General features: G+C 34.4%; 15 protein-coding genes. All 15 read right to left on the bottom strand.

Annotated features, from left to right (window positions below; all coding sequences use genetic code 11):
* Positions 1-3: 3 nt before the first annotated feature.
* A complete protein-coding gene (locus BUE84_RS18225) occupies positions 4-576 on the bottom strand; it encodes an acyltransferase (RefSeq protein ID WP_034699094.1) in 573 nt (190 codons plus the stop codon).
* Between the two features lie 12 nt (positions 577-588).
* The gene (locus BUE84_RS18230) at positions 589-1,713 is read right to left on the bottom strand and encodes a DegT/DnrJ/EryC1/StrS family aminotransferase (protein ID WP_079242930.1); all 1,125 of its coding nucleotides are present in this window, start codon (positions 1,711-1,713) and stop codon (positions 589-591) included.
* Positions 1,714-1,747: 34 nt separating this feature from the next.
* Positions 1,748-2,938, bottom strand: coding sequence for an L-2-hydroxyglutarate oxidase (gene lhgO / locus BUE84_RS18235; RefSeq protein ID WP_079242931.1), 1,191 nt, complete (start codon positions 2,936-2,938; stop codon positions 1,748-1,750).
* A 6-nt stretch (positions 2,939-2,944) separates the two neighbouring features.
* Positions 2,945-4,240, bottom strand: coding sequence for a nucleotide sugar dehydrogenase (locus BUE84_RS18240; protein ID WP_079242932.1), 1,296 nt, complete (start codon positions 4,238-4,240; stop codon positions 2,945-2,947).
* Positions 4,240-6,627 carry a GumC family protein gene (locus BUE84_RS18245; RefSeq protein WP_079242933.1) on the bottom strand — a complete coding sequence of 796 codons (2,388 nt, stop codon included), beginning with the start codon at positions 6,625-6,627 and terminating at the stop codon, positions 4,240-4,242. The genes BUE84_RS18240 and BUE84_RS18245 overlap by 1 nt, the downstream gene beginning before the upstream one ends.
* Positions 6,628-6,633: 6 nt before the next feature.
* Positions 6,634-7,458, bottom strand: coding sequence for a polysaccharide biosynthesis/export family protein (locus tag BUE84_RS18250; protein ID WP_079242934.1), 825 nt, complete (start codon positions 7,456-7,458; stop codon positions 6,634-6,636).
* Between the two features lie 39 nt (positions 7,459-7,497).
* Positions 7,498-9,426: a polysaccharide biosynthesis protein gene (locus BUE84_RS18255; protein ID WP_079242935.1), complete on the bottom strand. Its 1,929-nt coding sequence runs from the start codon at positions 9,424-9,426 to the stop codon at positions 7,498-7,500.
* Positions 9,427-9,783: 357 nt separating this feature from the next.
* On the bottom strand, positions 9,784-10,242 hold the full coding sequence (locus tag BUE84_RS18260; protein ID WP_079242936.1) for a regulatory protein RecX: 459 nt from the start codon (positions 10,240-10,242) through the stop codon (positions 9,784-9,786).
* Positions 10,243-10,299: 57 nt separating this feature from the next.
* A complete protein-coding gene (gene glyA / locus BUE84_RS18265; RefSeq protein ID WP_034699074.1) occupies positions 10,300-11,565 on the bottom strand; it encodes a serine hydroxymethyltransferase in 1,266 nt (421 codons plus the stop codon).
* 150 nt (positions 11,566-11,715) lie between these two features.
* Complete coding sequence (locus tag BUE84_RS18270; RefSeq protein WP_079242937.1) at positions 11,716-12,621, bottom strand: NAD(P)/FAD-dependent oxidoreductase; 906 nt, start codon at positions 12,619-12,621, stop codon at positions 11,716-11,718.
* Positions 12,622-12,807: 186 nt separating this feature from the next.
* A complete protein-coding gene (locus tag BUE84_RS18275) occupies positions 12,808-14,334 on the bottom strand; it encodes a glycosyltransferase family 39 protein (protein WP_079242938.1) in 1,527 nt (508 codons plus the stop codon).
* 56 nt (positions 14,335-14,390) lie between these two features.
* Positions 14,391-14,876 carry a hypothetical protein gene (locus BUE84_RS18280; protein ID WP_145953294.1) on the bottom strand — a complete coding sequence of 162 codons (486 nt, stop codon included), beginning with the start codon at positions 14,874-14,876 and terminating at the stop codon, positions 14,391-14,393.
* A 205-nt stretch (positions 14,877-15,081) separates the two neighbouring features.
* Complete coding sequence (locus BUE84_RS18285) at positions 15,082-16,293, bottom strand: efflux RND transporter periplasmic adaptor subunit (protein WP_034699066.1); 1,212 nt, start codon at positions 16,291-16,293, stop codon at positions 15,082-15,084.
* A 112-nt stretch (positions 16,294-16,405) separates the two neighbouring features.
* Positions 16,406-17,677, bottom strand: coding sequence for an ABC transporter permease (locus BUE84_RS18290; protein WP_079242940.1), 1,272 nt, complete (start codon positions 17,675-17,677; stop codon positions 16,406-16,408).
* A gap of 79 nt (positions 17,678-17,756) precedes the next feature.
* Entirely contained in the window at positions 17,757-18,986 is a 1,230-nt protein-coding gene (locus tag BUE84_RS18295; RefSeq protein WP_079242941.1) for an ABC transporter permease, read from the bottom strand.
* Between the last annotated feature and the right edge of the window lie 26 nt (positions 18,987-19,012).

The raw sequence follows: 19,012 nt of genomic DNA on the forward strand, positions 1-19,012 counted from the left end.
TTTTTAAATCTTTGAAACTTTATTATTTTCTAATTTGTATTTTTCTCCACTTTCTTCACAAACAGCTATATTTTCTGCATCAAATTCAAGTCTTTGCCCGAATTCACTCATCCATCCCATTTGTCTTGCAGGGTTTCCTACTACCAATGCATAATCCGGAACTTCTTTTGTAACCACGGCTCCTGCTCCAATAAAGGCATACTGACCTATATTATGTCCGCAAACAATGGTTGCATTAGCGCCTATAGATGCACCTTTTCCTACATGGGTTTTCAGATATTCATTTTTTCTGTTTACTGCACTTCTCGGATTTATTACATTGGTAAAAACCATAGAAGGGCCTAAAAAAACATCATCATCACATGTTACTCCTTCATAGATGGATACATTATTCTGAACTTTCACATTCTGTCCTAAAACTACTTTAGGTGAGATGACAACATTCTGACCTATATTACATTTTTCACCTAAAATGCAACCTGTCATAAGGTGTGAAAAGTGCCAAATTTTGGTTCCTTCACCTATTTGACATCCTTCGTCAATAACGGCTGTTTCGTGTGCAAAAAAATCCGACATATCTGCTTTATATTAATTAAAATAGTTCTTAATTTCTGTAATAATAATATCCAGTACTTCCTGATCAAATTCTGTATGTACAGGAAGGGAAATAACTTCTGTGCAAAGCTGCTCTGTAACCGGAAGACTAAAACCTTCTTCTACATATTGAAGAAAAGCTTCTTGTTTGTAAAGAGGCAAAGGATAATATACCATACTTGGAATATTTTTTTCTGCCAAATATTTCTGTAGCTCATCTCTTTTCCCGTTTTTCACTCTAAGGGTATACTGATGAAATACATGGGTAGAATTCCCAGCTCTTTTAGGAATCTGAATTCCCGCAATATCTGCAAGGTTTTCATCATAATAATCCGCCATTCTGTTTCTGGCTGCTGAATACTCATCCAAATGTTTAAGCTTAACTTTTAATACCGCTGCCTGTATGGTATCCAATCTTGAATTACAGCCTAAAACTTTGTGATAGTATTTCTTTTCCTGACCATGGTTGGCAATCATTCTGATTTTAAAAGCTAATTCATCGTCATTTGTCATCAATGCACCACCATCGCCATAGCATCCGAGATTTTTTGAAGGGAAAAATGAGGTACATCCAATATGTCCGATAGTTCCCGTTTTTTTCACAGTTCCATCAGAAAAAGTATAATCAGAACCTATTGCCTGAGCATTATCTTCAATCACAAAAAGGTTGTGTTTTTCTGCAAATTCAAGAATTTTCTCCATATCAGCACTTTGGCCGTATAGATGAACAGGAACAATTGCTTTGGTTTTTGGGGTCAGATATTTTTCAAGACCATTTAACTCAATATCGAAAGTATCTTTGTTTACATCTACCATTACTGGTTTTAATCCTAAAAGACCAATAACTTCAGCAGTGGCTACATACGTGAAAGCAGGGCAGATTATTTCGTCACCAGGCTTCAGGTCAAGTGCCATCATGGCAATTTGAAGAGCATCTGTTCCATTAGCACATGGAATAACATGTTTTACTCTCAGATATTTTTCAAAATCCTGTTGAAATTCTTTTACTGCAGGACCATTAATAAATGCGGTACTATCGATACATTCCTGAATACTGATATCTACGTCTTCTTTTATTTTCAGGTATTGACCTTTAAGGTCAACCATTTGAATTTTCATATTCTTAGTTTTTTGAGTGCACGGAGTGCATTTTCTAATTCATGATCAGCTCACTTATTTTATTTCCTATAGAAAGGCAGGACGTAGCTGCTGGAGAAGGGGCATTTCTAACGTGAATAATGTTTCCGTTTTTCACGATATCAAAATCATCAATCAAACCTCCATTTCTGTCGCAAGCTTGAGCTCTTACTCCTGAACCTCCTGTAACAAGGTCGTTTTCCTGTATTTCCGGTAAAAGCTTTTGAAGGGCTTTTGTAAATGCAGATTTGGAAAGTGAACGGTGCATTTCACCCATTCCGGTTTTCCCATATTTTGCTACAATTTTTCTAAATCCCGGCCATAGCATTGTTTGCATGGTTTCGTTAAAATTGAAATCAAAAAAGTTATATCCTTCTTTTTTAAAGGCCAAAACAGCATTAGGGCCAGCTTCTATATTACCATCAATCATTCTGGTAAAGTGAACTCCAAGAAACGGAAAGCTAGGATCAGGTACCGGATAAATAAGATGTTTTACCAGATATTTTTTTTCATCCTTAATTTTATAATATTCTCCTCTAAAAGGAATAATGACCACATCGTTTTTTTCGTTGGTCATTCTGGTTATCTTATCGGAATACAATCCTGCGCAGGAAATTAACTTTTTGGTTTTAAATTCGGAAATATTGGTATTGACAATAATTTCAGATCCTTTATCAATGATGTTTTTTACTTCATTATTAAATCTTACTTCTCCTCCTAATTCTTCAAAAAGTTCTTTTATTTTTTTTGCGATTCCCGGATAGTCGATAATTCCGGTTTGTGGCACTTTAATTGCTCTTACTCCTTCACAATGCGGTTCGATTTCACGGAACTCTTCTCTTGAAAGGTATTTTAAGTCTTGTAGTCCGTTTTCTACTCCTCTTTTATAGATATTATCCAGAAGGGGTAATTCTTCCTGCGAAGTAGCTACAATGATCTTTCCGCAAAGGTCATATCGTATACCGTATTTCTCGGCAAAGTTAATGACCGAGTTATAGCCTTCAATACAATTTTTAGCTTTAAGGCTTCCCGGTTTATAATAAATCCCGCTATGGATTACTCCACTGTTATGTCCTGACTGGTGCAATGCTACGTCATTTTCTTTTTCTAAAATGAGAATCTTAGAATCAGGATTTTTAAGTTGAGTCTGGTAGGCTGTAGCCAAACCTACCAAACCTGCACCAATGATTATTATATCATAGTTCATGATCTATTATAATCTTGCATCTACCAGATTTCTGTCTAAACATGCTTTGGTGTCGAAAACCACAGCATTTTCTTTTTTAAGCTGATCCAGATCCATTTCCAGGAACTCATTGTGAGATACTGCAATCACTAAAGAATCATACTTTTTCCCATCCTCAAGAGCGTCCAGAATATCAATTCCATATTCATGTTTTACTTCATCTTTACTCGCCCAAGGATCATAAATATCTACATTGACTCCATAATCTGCAAGTTCTCTATAAATATCTACAACTTTAGTATTTCTGACATCCGGACAGTTTTCTTTGAATGTAACTCCTAAAATCAAGGCATTTGAGTTTTTGATCACTCCCCCTTTGGCAATAAGAAGTTTCACTACTTTAGCAGCAACAAACTTTGCAATAGAGTCGTTTACTCTTCTGCCAGATAAGATAACATCAGGATGATATCCTAGCTGTTCTGCTTTGTGAGCAAGGTAATAAGGATCTACAGAAATACAATGTCCTCCTACCAACCCTGGTTTATATTTAAGGAAGTTATATTTTGTACCCGCCGCTTCTAATACATCATTGGTATCGATACCAACTCTGTCAAAAATTAAAGCCAATTCGTTAACAAAAGAAATATTAACATCCCTTTGTGCATTTTCAATCGCTTTTGAGGCTTCTGCCACTTTAATGCTAGGCGCTTTATGGGTTCCTGCTGTAATAATTTTCTTATATAGACTATCTACTTCCTCAGCAATCTTGTCGGTAGAACCAGATGTTACTTTTTTAACACTTGTAAGAGTATTTACTTTATCACCCGGATTAATTCTTTCCGGAGAGTACCCCACAAAAAAGTCTTCGTTAAAAGTAAGTCCTGAATATTTTTCAAGAACCGGTACGCACTCTTCTTCTGTACATCCAGGAAAAACTGTAGATTCATAAATAACAATATCTCCTTTTTTGATAATTTCTCCTAACATTTTTGAAGCAGAAATCAATGGATTCAAATCCGGAGCATTATATTTATCAATAGGGGTAGGAACTGTTACAATGAAAACATTAGCTTCAGAAATATCAGATAACAGACTTGTTGCTTTATAACCTAAAGAACCATTGGATTCGTTATATTTTTTCAGTCCATTATTTAATTTATCAACATCAGCTTCAAGCGTTATATCCTTTCCGTTATTAAGCTGATCTACACGTTGAGTATTGATATCAAATCCAAAAACAGGATAGTGATCTGCAAATTCAAGAGATAGAGGAAGACCTACATAACCTTGGCCTATAACCGCTATTTTATATGTTGTTATCATTAACTAAGTTTATTTTTTATTTTTTGAAACCATGATTGTTCTGTATGTTGGTTATAACCATAACCATACTTGTTACTGTATCCTAAATTTTCTCGACTTACATCGTTAAGTACAAATCCAACATTTTTGATTTTTTTCTGATCAATATTGTTATTAGCAAATTCTAATAATGCCTTTTCTGTGTATTTAGATCTGGATACATAAATTGTAACATCAGAAAGTTCAGCAATAAGGAAAGTATCTGTTACAAGAAGTAGTGGTGCGGTATCCAGGATAATATATTCATATTTATCTTTCAGTTCGCTGAGAAGAACCTCATAACGACCGTTGGATAATAATTCTGTTGGATTTGGAGGAATCATTCCTGAATAAATTACATCCAGATAAGGATTAAAAGATGATACATGAATAATATCTGCAAGTTTAGTGTCGTCATTGTAAAGATACTCCGTAAGCCCAGCAAGTCCTTTTCTGGCAGGATTATATCTTTGAAGCTGAGGATTTCTGATATCAGATCCGATGATAATTGCTTTTTTCTTAGGATTTGCCAGTGTTAAAGCTAAATTCACAGAGGTAAATGTTTTCCCTTCACCTTTTACGGTTGAAGTAACAAATACTACTTTGCCTTTTTTCTCTTTTGAAAGCATGAAATTCATATTGGTGATAAGAATTCTAAATGCTTCCGCCATAGGCGTAATATCATTCATTTTAACAATTTCAGAATCTCCTTTTTCAAGACTTGGCAATTCTGCAATAATAGGTGCATGCACTAATTTCTCAAGATCATGTTTTGTAACAATTTTATTATTAAACAGTTGAGACATGTAAATAATAATAAAAGGAACTAACAATCCAAGAAATAATGAAACGAATAAAATAGCTTGAGTTTTTGGTGCAACAGGGTTTGCAAAAGCATACGCCATATCAATGACTCTTGCTTTTGGTGCCGTAATAGATTGCGCAATAGCTGTTTCTTCTCTTTTCTGTAATAATAATAAATATAAGTTTTCTTTAATTTTTTGTTGTCTTTCTATTCCCCTGAATATTTTTTCTATGGAAGGAATTTTAGCTATTTTTCCCGTTACCTTATTTTGTTCTCCTACATATTCATTTCTTGCAAGTTCTAATCCTGTCTTATTTCTCTGTAGAGTCTGAACAACTGAAGTACGCATTGAATTTATTTGTTTACTAGTTTCAACAACTATAGGGTTTTCTGTAGTTGCAGATTCTAATAATCTCGCTCTTTGCATTACTAATTGGTTGTAGGATGTAATTGCAGAAACAGCTTCAGGATTATTTAATCCAATATTCATTGGTAAAACCTGATACTGTCCTTGTTTGGACATGAAAGAAATCAAAGAATTTGTTAATTCCAATTGGGCATCAAGATCCAATTGTTTTCCACGAGCTTCTGCAGAACTTTCAAGATCTATTTTAGCTTCTGTTTCAAGGTCAGTAAGATTATTCTTTGATTTAAAACTCTCTTTTTCATTTTCAACCTGACCAAGCTCTACTGAAAGTTTTTTTACTCTATCTTCAATAAAATCTAATGTCTTTTTAGACTCCTGGTTTTTATCCAAGATAGCATCGTTGTTATAAGCAACAACTAATGAATTAAGAATATCTTGTGCCTTTGAAATTACCGGATAATTCATTGAAAGCCTAAGTACAGTAGCTTCTTTGTTTGCTAAATCTACATTAAGAGCACTTGTTAATGCATTAACTTTTGCTTCAACCGATGATATGAGTAATTCTAAATTTTTCTTATCAATATTGGGTGATGCTTTAGGGTTATATTCTTTATTTTTAGTAATGATAATATTAGCAAAAGGAAGATTTATCATTCTTCCATAACCAGAAATAATATCTTTTTTCTGCTCTTCATCATGTATTATAATTTCTTCCCCTTTTAATTCTACATTAATAAGATTATTTGCTTTTTTGGATACCTTCTCATTTATAACTTTTACTTCAATGGGCGAAGATTCTTTGTATAGCTCAACACGACTTACTTTTCCTTTAACAATGATATTAGCCTGAAGGTTTTTATTGATAACCACATCCCTCATCAGCTTTTTTGATTTCAAAACTTCAATCTCATTGGAAATACTATTAGTTTTCATTCCTCCCAGTCCTGATAAATCAGAAAGAACACCCAATTCGTTATTTGAAGATGAATTTTTGGAATCTTTTATAAGTAAGGTGGTTTCTACATAATAAACTGGAGTCATAAATCTTATTGCAAAATAGCCAATCGTTAAAGCTACCATTGCACACAAAATAAACCATGGCCATCTCCTTAAATATGGTTTGATTATTTCACTAAAATTAATTTTATTTGAATTGTTTTCCACTTCTGAAAATTGTGAAGTTTGCTGGTTATCCATCAATTGTTATTTCTTATTAAATAAACTTACTACTACGGCAACTGCTGTAACCGCAATAGAAATGGCGGTCAGGTAAAGTCCAGTATTGGGATTTTGTTTTGCCATCACATCTTTTGTATTGTTTGAAGCAACAATAATAGCATCCCCTTGTTTCAGATTATAATATGGAGAGTTAATTAAATTAGCATCGTGAAGATTGATACGGCCATGAGAAACAACACCATTTTCTGTTCTAACAACCAATATATCTTCTCTCTTTCCATATTGAGTCAAATCCCCGGCCATTCCTAATGCATTTAAAATAGTTGCTTGACCATTAGCAATAGTATAATCTCCTTGTCTGTTTACTTCTCCTAATACGGTAACTTTGAAGTTTGTGAGCCTTACATTAATTGTTGGATTAATAACATATTTTGTCATTCTATCCCTTAATTCATCTTTAAATGCCGTCAAACTTTTATCTGATGTATTCAGTTTTCCCAATATAGGAAAGTCAATATCTCCATTTGCATCTACAATATATGTAGGCCCTGACAGTATTGTTGACCCCTGATTAGGAGTATTTCCTCCTGCTATGGTGTTTGTTTGGATAAGTTCTGATGAGGAATAATTCTGATTAAAAGGTTTTACAACATCCATATCTTTTGCAGTGATCAGAATAATAAGCTGATCTCCAACCTGGATTGTATTTGCTGAATTTTTAGCAGAGGCATTGATTGCAACCTGTTCTATATTCTGCATATAATTTAAATCATTCTTAGCATTGGGATTAACTTTGCAGGAAATCACTAATGAAGATGCCAAAACTACTGCTAATATTTTTCCTTTCATTATTTTGTTAAATTATGCAAATATACATTTATATTTTGTCTATTTATCAAGAGCCTCATAGATTGAATTATTGCTTCGGAATTCCGGCACTATAGTTTTAAGAATCCTTACTACTTCCACTTTATCTCTTCTAAGAGAAGCTTTTGTAATTTCTTTAGTAAGCGTATCTATTTCTGCAAATCCCATAGAAGGATCTTTGGAGATCATGATTTTATCATTATGAGTAGGAAGTGTTTTTGCATCATCACTCAAGAGTTCTTCATATAACTTTTCACCAGGTCTCAATCCTGTATAAATGATCTTAATATCAATATTAGGTTCAAATCCTGATAATTTTATCATTCTTTTGGCAAGATCAATAATTTTAACAGGTTCTCCCATATCAAAAACAAAAATTTCGCCTCCTTCACCCATTGTTCCCGCCTGAAGAACCAGTTCACAAGCTTCAGGAATAGTCATGAAATATCTTACAATTTCCGGATGGGTAATGGTTACCGGTCCTCCAGCTTCAATTTGCTTTTTAAAATGAGGGATTACAGAACCGTTAGATCCTAATACATTTCCAAATCTTGTTGTAATAAACTTGGTAACGTTACCTTCTACATTCTGAAGTGACTGCACAAAAAGCTCAGCAGCACGCTTTGAAGCTCCCATCACGTTGGTTGGATTTACAGCTTTATCTGTAGATACCATTACGAACCGGTTTACTTTATACTTGCTGGATAGCTTTGCAACAATCTTTGAGCCTAATATATTAACAAAGATAGCTTCGTGAGGATTTTCTTCTACTAATGGTACGTGCTTATAAGCTGCTGCATGATATACCATTGAGAAATTATAGGTTTGGAACAGAGATTCCATTCTGTGATGATTGGAAACATCTCCTAAAACAAATTTGAAAGGGATATGAGGAAATTTATCTCTCATTTCAAGTTCAATTTCATAAAGCGGTGTTTCTGCCTGATCTAAAACTACAATCAATGAAGGGTTGAAAAGAGCAACCTGTCTTACAATTTCACTTCCTATGGATCCTGCTCCACCGGTTACTAATACTGTTTTATCAAAATGTCTGCTTTTAACTTTTTCGTTCTGAATTTTGATAGGTTTTCTATTTAACAAATCTTCAATTTGAAGATTTCTGATAGATCCACCCAGATCGCTGTCTCTCAGTTTTTGTACTGATGGTGCTTTAAAGACATTAAGATCTTTCTCTAAAAATAAATTCACCCATGAATTCATCTCATCTCTGGCCATCATTTCTTTAACAATAAGAACGCCATCAATAATAAGATCTTCTTTGGTGTTTTCTTCTATTTTTTGTTTTTCATAAATTGGCTTTCCTAACAGAGATGCCCTTTTAGAATCTGTTCTTTGTGTCAAGAAACCTACTACCTGATAAGGTAAACTCGGGTTATCAAGAATAGCACGTGCAATGGCAATAGATTGTTCATCAATTCCCAACACTAAAATTCTTTTTTTCAGTGCGCTTCTTCTGTATTCCCTTACAATATGGAAAAATTCCTTCACATAGAGTCTGAAAAGAAATAATCCCATAAATGAAATTACAAAATAAAGCATCAGATAAGGAGTAAGGATGAATTTACTTCCTGTAATCCAGAAATAGCAGATATTTACAGTTCCAATAGCCAGCATTGTGCAAAAGCAGGAGATCAGAAGCTTAAATAAATCTATAAAGGTGGAATGGCGTATTATCCCGGCATAGGTCTTGAAGATATACATAAAAGCAGCATTTACCAGAATAATAAAAGCGAAAATTAGGCTTTTATCATCATGATATATGAATTCCTGCTTTGTAATTTTTGCGATAATGTAAGTAGAAAGAAATAAAGATATTACCAGAATAATAATGTCTATTACAAGAATTATCCATCTAGGAAGATATCTTACGTCTGAGAGATTGACAACATTATCCCCTCCAAATATTGTTTTTCTAAGAGAATTGTACATTGTCTATATTGGTGTTCATATTTAATTAAGGTATAATATCTAATTATCCAATCAAAGATAGTTTTGATACAATCATGCAAAAATAAAATAAATTTATTTCAATACGCTGAAATCAAAAATAAATTTGATGTTACATTTATAAAATCTAACAATTTCATTGCGGTACAGCTAAACCCACAGACAAAAATCGTACCATAGAAACTGTTTAAGAGGGCGATATTTATCTATGTAAATTCTTTATTCCAGCTGTTTTTTCTTTAAAAGAAATATTAAATCTTTATATATCAATCTTTTTCAATGAACTGATTGTTTTTTTTCCTAAAAGTCATACGTCAAGTTTTTTTTATTTATTAATATTTAGTCAAAAATATCAATTATTTTCTCATACTCAAAACCTTTACTCATCAAATATTTTATAGTTTTGGTTTTTTTTTGATATTCTTTCAAGCCAGTTTGTTTGGTGTAATAATCATCAAAAATTTTTCTGATGGTTTTCTCATAATCTGAGTCATCAATCTCATCAAAACAAGAGCTTATCAGCCTCTCTGAAATCTGTTTTTGTTTCAGGCTGATCTTAATTTTGGTCTTTCCCCAGTGTTTGATGTAAAATTTCCCCCGGATATAGCTCCTGGTAAATCTTTCTTCGTTCAGAAAATTTTCTTTCAGCAGAAATAAAATAATTTCTTCTTTTGCTTCATCAATAAGCAGAAACTCTCTCATCTTTTGTTCCACTTCCGCATGGCAACGGTCCTGGTAAACACAATAATTAACAAGCTTCTGTTTAATTTCGTCGAAAGTATAAGATTTCTTTTCCATTGTAATAAAAAAAGAATGAGCAGTTTGCTCATTCTTTATATGATATTGGAATATTTGTTAGTAATTGAACAGAGCTTTACCTTCCATTAATTCGTTAACTTTCTTTCTTACAGATCCAAGAACTTCTTCATTCTTGATATTGTCTACCACTTCAGAAATTAATCCCGCAATAGTATCCATATCATTTTCCTTAAGTCCTCTGGTTGTAATAGCAGCAGTTCCTAATCTGATACCAGATGTTGTAAATGGTGATTTATCATCGAAAGGAACCATGTTTTTATTACAAGTAATATCAGCAAGTACTAATGCTTTTTCAGTTTCTTTACCGTTTACTCCTTTATTTCTAAGATCTACTAACATCAGGTGATTATCTGTACCACCGCTTACGATATCAAAACCTCTGTCAATCATTGCTTTTGATAAAGCCTGAGCGTTAGATTTAACCTGTTTTGCATAGGTTTCGAACTGTACGTCCAATGCTTCACCGAAAGCTACCGCTTTACCAGCAATTACGTGCTCAAGAGGACCTCCCTGAATACCTGGGAATACAGCTCCGTCAAGTACCTGGCTCATCATTTTGATTTCTCCTTTTGGAGTTTTGTGACCGTAAGTATTTTCAAAGTCTTTACCCATCATGATCATACCTCCTCTTGGTCCTCTAAGAGTTTTGTGAGTAGTGGTAGTTACTACATGACAGTGCTCGAATGGTGAATTTAATAAACCTTTTGCCACTAAACCAGCCGGGTGAGCGATATCTGCCCAAAGTGTAGCTCCAACTTCGTCTGCTACTTCTCTGAATTTAGCATAGTCTAAATCTCTTGAATACGCTGAGAAACCTGCGATAAGCATTTTTGGTTTTTCTCTCAATGCAACTTCTCTCATTTGGTCATAGTCGATAAGACCTGTTTCCTGCTGAACTCCGTAAGAAACTACGTTATATTGAATCCCTGAGAAATTCACTGCAGAACCGTGAGTAAGGTGTCCTCCCATTGAAAGATCCATCCCCATGATTTTGTCACCTGGTTTCAAAACTGCAAGATAAATGGCTGCATTTGCCTGAGAACCGGAATGCGGCTGAACATTCACATAGTCTACTCCGAAAAGTTCTTTAGCTCTGTTGATCGCTAAAGTTTCAACCTCATCTACTACTTCACATCCTCCGTAATATCTTTTTCCGGGATATCCTTCAGCATATTTATTTGTCAGTACACTTCCCATTGCTTTCATCACGTTTTCAGAAACAAAGTTTTCTGATGCAATAAGTTCTAAACCATGGGTTTGTCTTTGTCTTTCCTTTTCAATCAGGTCGAAAATAATATCCATTTTACTTTTAGTTTTTGAAATTTTCACCCCAAATGTACGGAATTTTCGTCGAGATTTCTCTATTGAAAAAATGATTTTTAAACACTAAAAAATGAAAATACCTATGGACAAATCCAATATTATGATTGTTTTAATTGTAGTAAAAAGCCTCTAAAATTCTTCATCTGATAGTTCCTTATTTACCACAGCACCGGCAAAATTTCCTTGTGCAATTGCATTGGCTACAGAGCGCATCATGGTTACATTATCTCCACAGGCAAAAACTCCTGGAACGGTTGTTTTCTGCATCATATCTACCTTAATAAATCCCTGTTCTGTCAGTTCACACCCCAAATCATCGGATACATTGATATTCTGTTCAAAAGGGATTTTAGCATATAAGGCCTGTAAGGGAACTTCTTTTCCATTTTTGAAAATAATTTTCTGAATGGATCCGTTTTCATGTTTTATTTCTCCAATTTCCTCCTCGTTCAAAGTGATTTTATTCTGCTTCAGTTTTTCAATCTGTTCATCAGTAAGAACAGCCTTTCCATTGGTGAATAAGGTAAGGCTTTTGGTCAGATTAAAAATCAGTTTTGAAAATTCGTAGGCCATATCACCATTAGAAAGAACACCTGTTATTTTGTTTTTTACTTCATATCCATGACAATAGGGGCAATGTAAAACAGAAATCCCCCAACATTCTGCAAATCCCGGAATGTCCGGCATCAGATCCTTCACTCCTGCAGCAAGGATCAGCTTCTTGGTATGAAATTCTTTTCCGGCTGAAGTTCCAATCACAAAACCTTTGGCTGTTTTTGCTGTTTTTATGACTGTTCCGTTATAAAACCTTACAGTGTTATATCTTTCTACATCTTCTTTTGCCAGCTTTGCAATTTCCGCAGGAGTTTTCCCATCGTGAGTCACAAAATTATGAGAATGAGGAGTCTGTCTGTTACAAGGTTTTCCGTTATCAATAATCAGAACATTTCTTAAAGATCTTCCCAAAGACATTCCTGCCGATAATCCTGAATAGCTCCCTCCTATTATAATAACATCAAAGTTTTTGTTTTCCATAGCTCAATTGATAGTTGATAGTTGATAGTTGATAGTTGATAGTTGATAGTTGATAGTTGATAGTTGATAGTTGATAGTTGATAGTGCAAAGATAGTCTAAAATCAATTAACGCAATAAAGTTGCAATAACATTTATCTATTAACTTTATCTTGTATACAAATCATCATTTCCAACTTTATTGAAAACTATTTCCATTCATTTTTAACTTCGATGATTTCGTTCTGAATTCTTTTATTGATGTCTATTTTAGCTCCCTGTAAACTGAAAATAGCCGTTCCTCTTTCTCTTGCATACGGATTGGCAATAGAGTCTTTTAATGTTGAAACTTCAAAAAAAGAGCCGGATTCTTCAAGTTCTTTCCCTGCTTCAGAGGCATCTTTAACTCTGATCACATTTTTGTATTTCTTGCTTAAATCTATCCAATTAATATAGTCTGCATGAAATGACATAGCTATCACTCCAGCTTTTGAATAATAATTAATCGCTCCGGTCTGTCCATAATTATCACAAAGGACCATGGTATTTCCGCTTTTTGATAGTCTGGAATATTCTTTATCTACTTTTTGAGCAAGTTCTTTCCAACCCTGCATATCGGCAAAATCCTGTGGCAGTGGGTGATCTTTTCCATCTTCCCAGCGAAGCAGTCCGAATTTTTTGTATTGATCCTGATGGGACTCAATATATTGAGGACTTTTATTTGGAAAAGCTACATTATATAGAGGAAGGAATAACAGTATTGGGATAAGTATACTGACCGGTTTTAAAAACCTTTTCCATCCTTTTTCAAACACATATCCAAGAAAAACAGCACCAAAAGCAATATAAACAGGATAAAGTCCTATTGCATAATAATCCTTCGCTTTAAAAAATAAAAAAAGAGTAATCGTAATGATATAACTCCAAAAGAAAAACCTGAATTTTTCAAAAGGTTTGTACAACAGTAATGCTCCCCAACCCGCAATCGTTACAAAAATAACTCCAACAAAAAATAAAATCTGTGATTTCATAAAACCCATTCGATCTACATGCACCAATTGTTTTTCAGAAAGTTCTTTCATATGATGAATAACCGGAAACTGGTTCTGATACTGCCAAAGAAGATTAGGGAAAATAATAATTAAAGCTAAAAGAGCAGCCCAATACACATGAGACTGCATAAAAATCCGCCTTTGCTCTGTCAGCAATAATGCAGGAATAAGCCCTAATAATGAAAAAGCAATATTATATTTGTTTAATATTCCTATTCCGACAATGATGGCACCTATATACAACCATTTTACTTTTTCAGAATTGAAATATTTAATCAGACTGTAGTAAATAAACAACCAAAGTAAGATCTCCAGAGATGTGGGCTGGAATAACATATTTACCCGAAGAAGTACAGAAAATAATAGCCCTAAGGAAGCCAATACTTTAGCAAACAGGTTTCCATTGAGTTCTTCAACAACTTTCCATGTCAGCACAATTGTCAAAGCTCCGAACAGTGCTGGAAAGAATTTAACCCAAAAAATAGAATTTCCCAACATTTTAATCATCCAGGCCAACCAGGAATTAACAGGAGGAACAGAGAGATATCCCCAGGCAAGATGATTGGCCTGATCAAGATGCAGATATTCATCTCTGTGAAGTTCATACTCAGGGCTTATCAGTGAGTATTGGAGTGCAAACTTTGCAATGATAAAAAGAAACAGAATCCAATAGTCTTTTTTCATGGAGATATTGTTTGAAGTTTAAAAGTAAGACAGTCTAAATCTCTTTTTTGTTACACTTATATTATTTTAAAGCTATTATTCATAATTTCAGTTTTAATCTTCTGAATATTGCCAGACCAATACTTAATTTCTTCAACCTTTTTAGGACATTCTTCTATAGGAGTCTTCTGACAGGCAGCTAAATATTCCTGATACGTTTTCAAAACATCATTCAGGTATGTTTCGTAGTCTTTAGGATTTTTAGGAATATAGCCTATTCCATCACAGCCACAGCTATGAAAGCATTTTCCAGTTTTAAAAAGACTTTCTATGATTTTCCATTCTTTGGCTGCTGTTTTTTTAGGGGCTTTGAAATCTTTTCCAAGATCAGCCATCACACTCGCGCACTCAGGACATTTTATAGTTCTGTTTTCAATCTCTGAAACAATTTTCTGAAACTCTTTTGTTTCTGCTTTTGTAAAAACGTATCCTATTTTACGAATTGATTTCCCATCGGGTTCATGATATATTTTCTCTTTTTCAATCCGACGTAAGATATCCACACTATCAGGTTGTTTAAATGATTTTCGGCATTTAAAACATACGTAATGTGATTTATAAGTTTTCCCTGCGTATCTGCACATTTTTCATAGATTATCCAATTCAAATATAGGAATTTACGCTTGTAAAAGTTTTGATCTAAAAAAAGAATCCCGGAGAAAAAAATTTCTCCAGGATTCACAGTTTAAAAGTGTATAGTGTAGTTTATTATTTTTTATTTGCTTTTTCTTTAAGCTCTTCTTTGTCTTTATCAGAAGGGTTCCAAACTTTCACTTCAGTATCTTTTGTGATATTTGATCCCGGAAGAATCTGAACGTTGATCCCGTCACTTGCTCCCAGTTTCACATATACTTTTTTGAATTTCCCATCTTTTTGTTTTGCCTCTACGAAAGGTACATCTTTTCCTTGTTTCTTTTCATACTGAACCAAAGATTCATCCAATAATAATGCATTTTTCTGAGAACTCAATACAATTTCACCATTTGCAGAAAAACCTGCTCTAATATACTCATTATTAGGATTAGATACGTTTCCTTCTACCGGAAATTTAATAGTTCCTGCATTATCTTTACCTTTTGGAGCAATCATCGTCAGTTTTCCCGGGAATGTTTTATTTTGAAGTGCACCGATCACAATGTTCATATCCATTCCTTCAGTTAGTTTTCCGGCTTGTGCTTCATCGATTTCACCTTTAAAGATCAAAACATTTAAATCAGCCACAGAGCAGATGGTAGTTCCGGCGTTAAAGTTGTTGGCTTCAATCACCTGACTTCCTGCTTTTACAGGAACTTCAAGTACGGTACCTGAAGCTTTGGAACGAATTTCTGTAGTTGCCAGACCTTGGCCTTTAAGTTCAGGGGTTGCTCCTGTTTTAGCAATCTGTAATCTTTTTTGAGCCGTATTTAATTGTTGCTGAGCATTTTTCAACGTCTGCTGCTGAGAGTACAATTGCTGCTGAGAGTTGAGATACTCCTGTTTAGAAGCTACTCCTTGCTTGTAAAGCTTATCCTGCATTTCAAACTGCTTTTGCATATTTCCTACATTCATCTGAGCATTACTGATCTGGATCTGTGCATTCTGAACTTCTTGCTGAGCAGCGTTTACTTCGGAGATACTTGGAACAATTTTTACAGTAGCAATCAGCTGTCCTACTTCAACTTTATCTCCTTCTTTTACTAGAATCTTATCGATAATCCCTGCAATATTGGGTTTGATTTCAATTTCTTCTTTTGGAACAATTTTCCCTGTAGCCATTACTTTATCATCCATATTCTGGATAGTAGGTTTGCGGGTAAGGAAAGCCTCACTTTCTTTGGAGTTTGATTTGATAAAATAGCCAAGCCCTGAGAACAATGCCACTGCAAATAAAAGCCCCAAGACTATATAAATGGCTTTTTTCCAGGTGAATTTCTTTTTCATATGTATAGTTTATTTTTTATTAAATAGATGGAAAGATTTAAAAATTAAAAGATAAGTTCGTTATTTATGAACTGGGCACTTTCATTTCCAAATTGTATCATTTTCAAATTAATTATTCTGTTCTTAATGCTTCAATAGGTCTGATCTTTACCGCTCTCTGCGCAGGAATCATCCCGATTATCAATCCTAAAACCACCATTACAGCCATCGCTGCAAATATGTTTCCATAGTTAACGGTCGGATTATAAAAAGGAAATGAATCCTGACCCTGGGTAACAGCATTAAGGATCATAAGGACAAAAATTCCAGACATAAAACCTATTAATCCTGAGGAGAGTGTAATCACAACACTTTCCAGCAAAATCTGATTTCTTACTTCAGCAGGCTTTGCTCCCAATGCTCTTCTGATTCCGATTTCTTTGGTTCTCTCTTTTACCGTAATCAAAAGGATATTTGAAATAGCGATTACTCCTGCAAGAATAGTCAGTGTACCAACAATAATGGTCAGCAACTGCATTCCTGTAAGAAAACCGGTCAGTTTTTTAAACTCTTTTCCAAGGTTGAAACTTCCGAAAGCATTGGTATCTTCAGGTGAAACTTTATTCTTGGTTTTTAAAACCTGTTTCACTTCTTCTTCCACAGAATTAACGTTAGCATTAGGCTTGCTTACAATAGCAAACAGGTCGATCTGGTCTCCTGCATTATACATTTTCGTATAAGTGGAAAGTGGAATGAAAGCTGTCTGATCATTTTCAAAGCCGCCTCCTTTTTTAACACGGAAAACTCCGATGACATTAAAGAAGAGACCTTTAATATTAATTGATTTTCCTATTGGATTTTCTTTTTTCTTGGAATCAAAGAAATTTTTATAAATTTCTTCTCCAATAACTACTACATTTTTATTCCCGGAAACATCGGCATCATTGATGTAGCGTCCGTAGATCAGTTTTTTTTCGGAAATTTTATTTCCTACAGAGTAGTCTCCGGTAAGCGAATAGGTTCCGTTTTTCCCGTTTCTTGACATTGCTTCTCCCGGTGTTCCGGTAAAACTTCCTCTGGCATTTTGGGGTGATATATAATCTATGGCAGTTACTTTTCTTTTCAGCATGTCCATATCAGTTAAGTTCAGATGAACTTCTCTTCCTTTAGGAAATCCTTCATATGGAATAGACGTTTTCTGTGCCCACAAGAAGATTGAGTTGGTAGCAAAACCGGAAAATAATTTATCAAAACCATTCTCCATTCCTTTTGCGGCTCCAAGAAGGCTTACATACAAAAACATCCCCCATCCTACGCCAATCATGGTAAGAAATGTTCGGAGTTTATTATTCCTCAATGAATAATAAATTTCCTGCCAAGTATCTTTTTTAAATATGATATTCACCTTTTTGAATTATAAGTTATAAATTATGAGTTATGAATTCCGCCAAACTGATTTATTTGCCTTTGAGCTTATTTATCTGTTATTCTGTTCTCAATGCTTCAATAGGTTTGATTCTTGAAGCTCTGTATGCAGGCACAAATCCAGCAATCAATCCGGAAAAAATCAGTGCAATAAATGCCATAATAATAGATCCCCATCCTACACTTGGGCTTTTAATGAAGAATTCTTCAAGACTATCCCCAATAAGACTTAATGTCAAAACACCTATTCCTACTCCTACAAGTCCGGATACCACTGTAATTACAACGCTTTCCTGAACAATCAGACCTACGATTCCGCTTGGCTTTGCTCCAATAGCTTTTCGGACTCCGATTTCTTTGGTTCTTTCTTTCACGATATACACCATGATATTACTGATCCCGATAATTCCCGCAAGCAATGTCCCAAGACCAATGAATCCAACAATAGCAGTAAGAACTGCCATAAACATAAATGTATCATTCATATTCTTGGCATTATTCCATACACGAACTCCATTTTCATCATCAGGAGAAACATTTTTTCTGGATTTCAATTTATCTTGTAACTCATCACCATATTTTATGGCCTGATCCGGAGTCAACTTATCATTATAAGTAATATATGCTATATTTACAGTATCAGAACCTTTTTTCATCTGCTGTAAAGTAGTAATAGGAACTGTAATATGCCTTTCATCTCTGTCTCCTCCATCATCTGAAAAGACTCCGATTACCTTGTACATCGTTCCATTAATATCCAGCTCTTTTCCAATAGGATTTCCATTTTTGATCAAATCCCGCTGAACCATTCTTCCGATTACGGCAACATTTAACTTCCTTGTTAAATCCATAGATGTCAGATAGCGACCATCAATAATTTTTCTATTTTCAATAACCTGCTCCCCCGGCTCAGCACCATTGATCTGATAAAGACCACTTTCTTTCCCATATTTCACCATTAAATTGGCACTATACCTGGGACTTGAAGGACCCGCTTTTTTCTTGTCTGCATTAATCAAAAAATCATAGTCTGCGTTATTCATTGTAACATTTCTATCAGACTGTAATCCCTTATACGCTAAAGTGGCTTTCCCTGTTGAAATAATAATAAGGTTCTTAGCATCTCCGGCAAACCCTTCAGAGAAAGCATTCTGAAGTCCTTTTCCAATTCCAAAAAGTACAATGAAAATAAACAGTCCCAAGGCTACTGTAAACCCTGAAAGTACCGTCCTAAGTACATTACTTCGGATAGAACTGAATATTTCCTGCCAACGATCTAGGTCAAACATTTTTTATTGGTATTTAAAGATTGAAA

Origin of the sequence: Chryseobacterium indologenes (genome assembly GCF_002025665.1) — a bacterium.
GTDB lineage: Bacteria > Bacteroidota > Bacteroidia > Flavobacteriales > Weeksellaceae > Chryseobacterium > Chryseobacterium metallicongregator.

What these genes read in the sequence shown, in the direction of transcription:
- BUE84_RS18295 (WP_079242941.1), bottom strand. Translation starts at nt 18,986, where the DNA reads ATGTTTGACCTAGATCGTTGGCAGGAAATATTCAGTTCTATCCGAAGT.
- BUE84_RS18225 (WP_034699094.1), bottom strand. Translation starts at nt 576, where the DNA reads ATGTCGGATTTTTTTGCACACGAAACAGCCGTTATTGACGAAGGATGT.
- BUE84_RS18245 (WP_079242933.1), bottom strand. Translation starts at nt 6,627, where the DNA reads ATGGATAACCAGCAAACTTCACAATTTTCAGAAGTGGAAAACAATTCA.
- BUE84_RS18275 (WP_079242938.1), bottom strand. Translation starts at nt 14,334, where the DNA reads ATGAAAAAAGACTATTGGATTCTGTTTCTTTTTATCATTGCAAAGTTT.
- BUE84_RS18285 (WP_034699066.1), bottom strand. Translation starts at nt 16,293, where the DNA reads ATGAAAAAGAAATTCACCTGGAAAAAAGCCATTTATATAGTCTTGGGG.
- BUE84_RS18260 (WP_079242936.1), bottom strand. Translation starts at nt 10,242, where the DNA reads ATGGAAAAGAAATCTTATACTTTCGACGAAATTAAACAGAAGCTTGTT.
- BUE84_RS18230 (WP_079242930.1), bottom strand. Translation starts at nt 1,713, where the DNA reads ATGAAAATTCAAATGGTTGACCTTAAAGGTCAATACCTGAAAATAAAA.
- BUE84_RS18240 (WP_079242932.1), bottom strand. Translation starts at nt 4,240, where the DNA reads ATGATAACAACATATAAAATAGCGGTTATAGGCCAAGGTTATGTAGGT.
- glyA (WP_034699074.1), bottom strand. Translation starts at nt 11,565, where the DNA reads ATGGATATTATTTTCGACCTGATTGAAAAGGAAAGACAAAGACAAACC.
- lhgO (WP_079242931.1), bottom strand. Translation starts at nt 2,938, where the DNA reads ATGAACTATGATATAATAATCATTGGTGCAGGTTTGGTAGGTTTGGCT.
- BUE84_RS18255 (WP_079242935.1), bottom strand. Translation starts at nt 9,426, where the DNA reads ATGTACAATTCTCTTAGAAAAACAATATTTGGAGGGGATAATGTTGTC.
- BUE84_RS18250 (WP_079242934.1), bottom strand. Translation starts at nt 7,458, where the DNA reads ATGAAAGGAAAAATATTAGCAGTAGTTTTGGCATCTTCATTAGTGATT.
- BUE84_RS18270 (WP_079242937.1), bottom strand. Translation starts at nt 12,621, where the DNA reads ATGGAAAACAAAAACTTTGATGTTATTATAATAGGAGGGAGCTATTCA.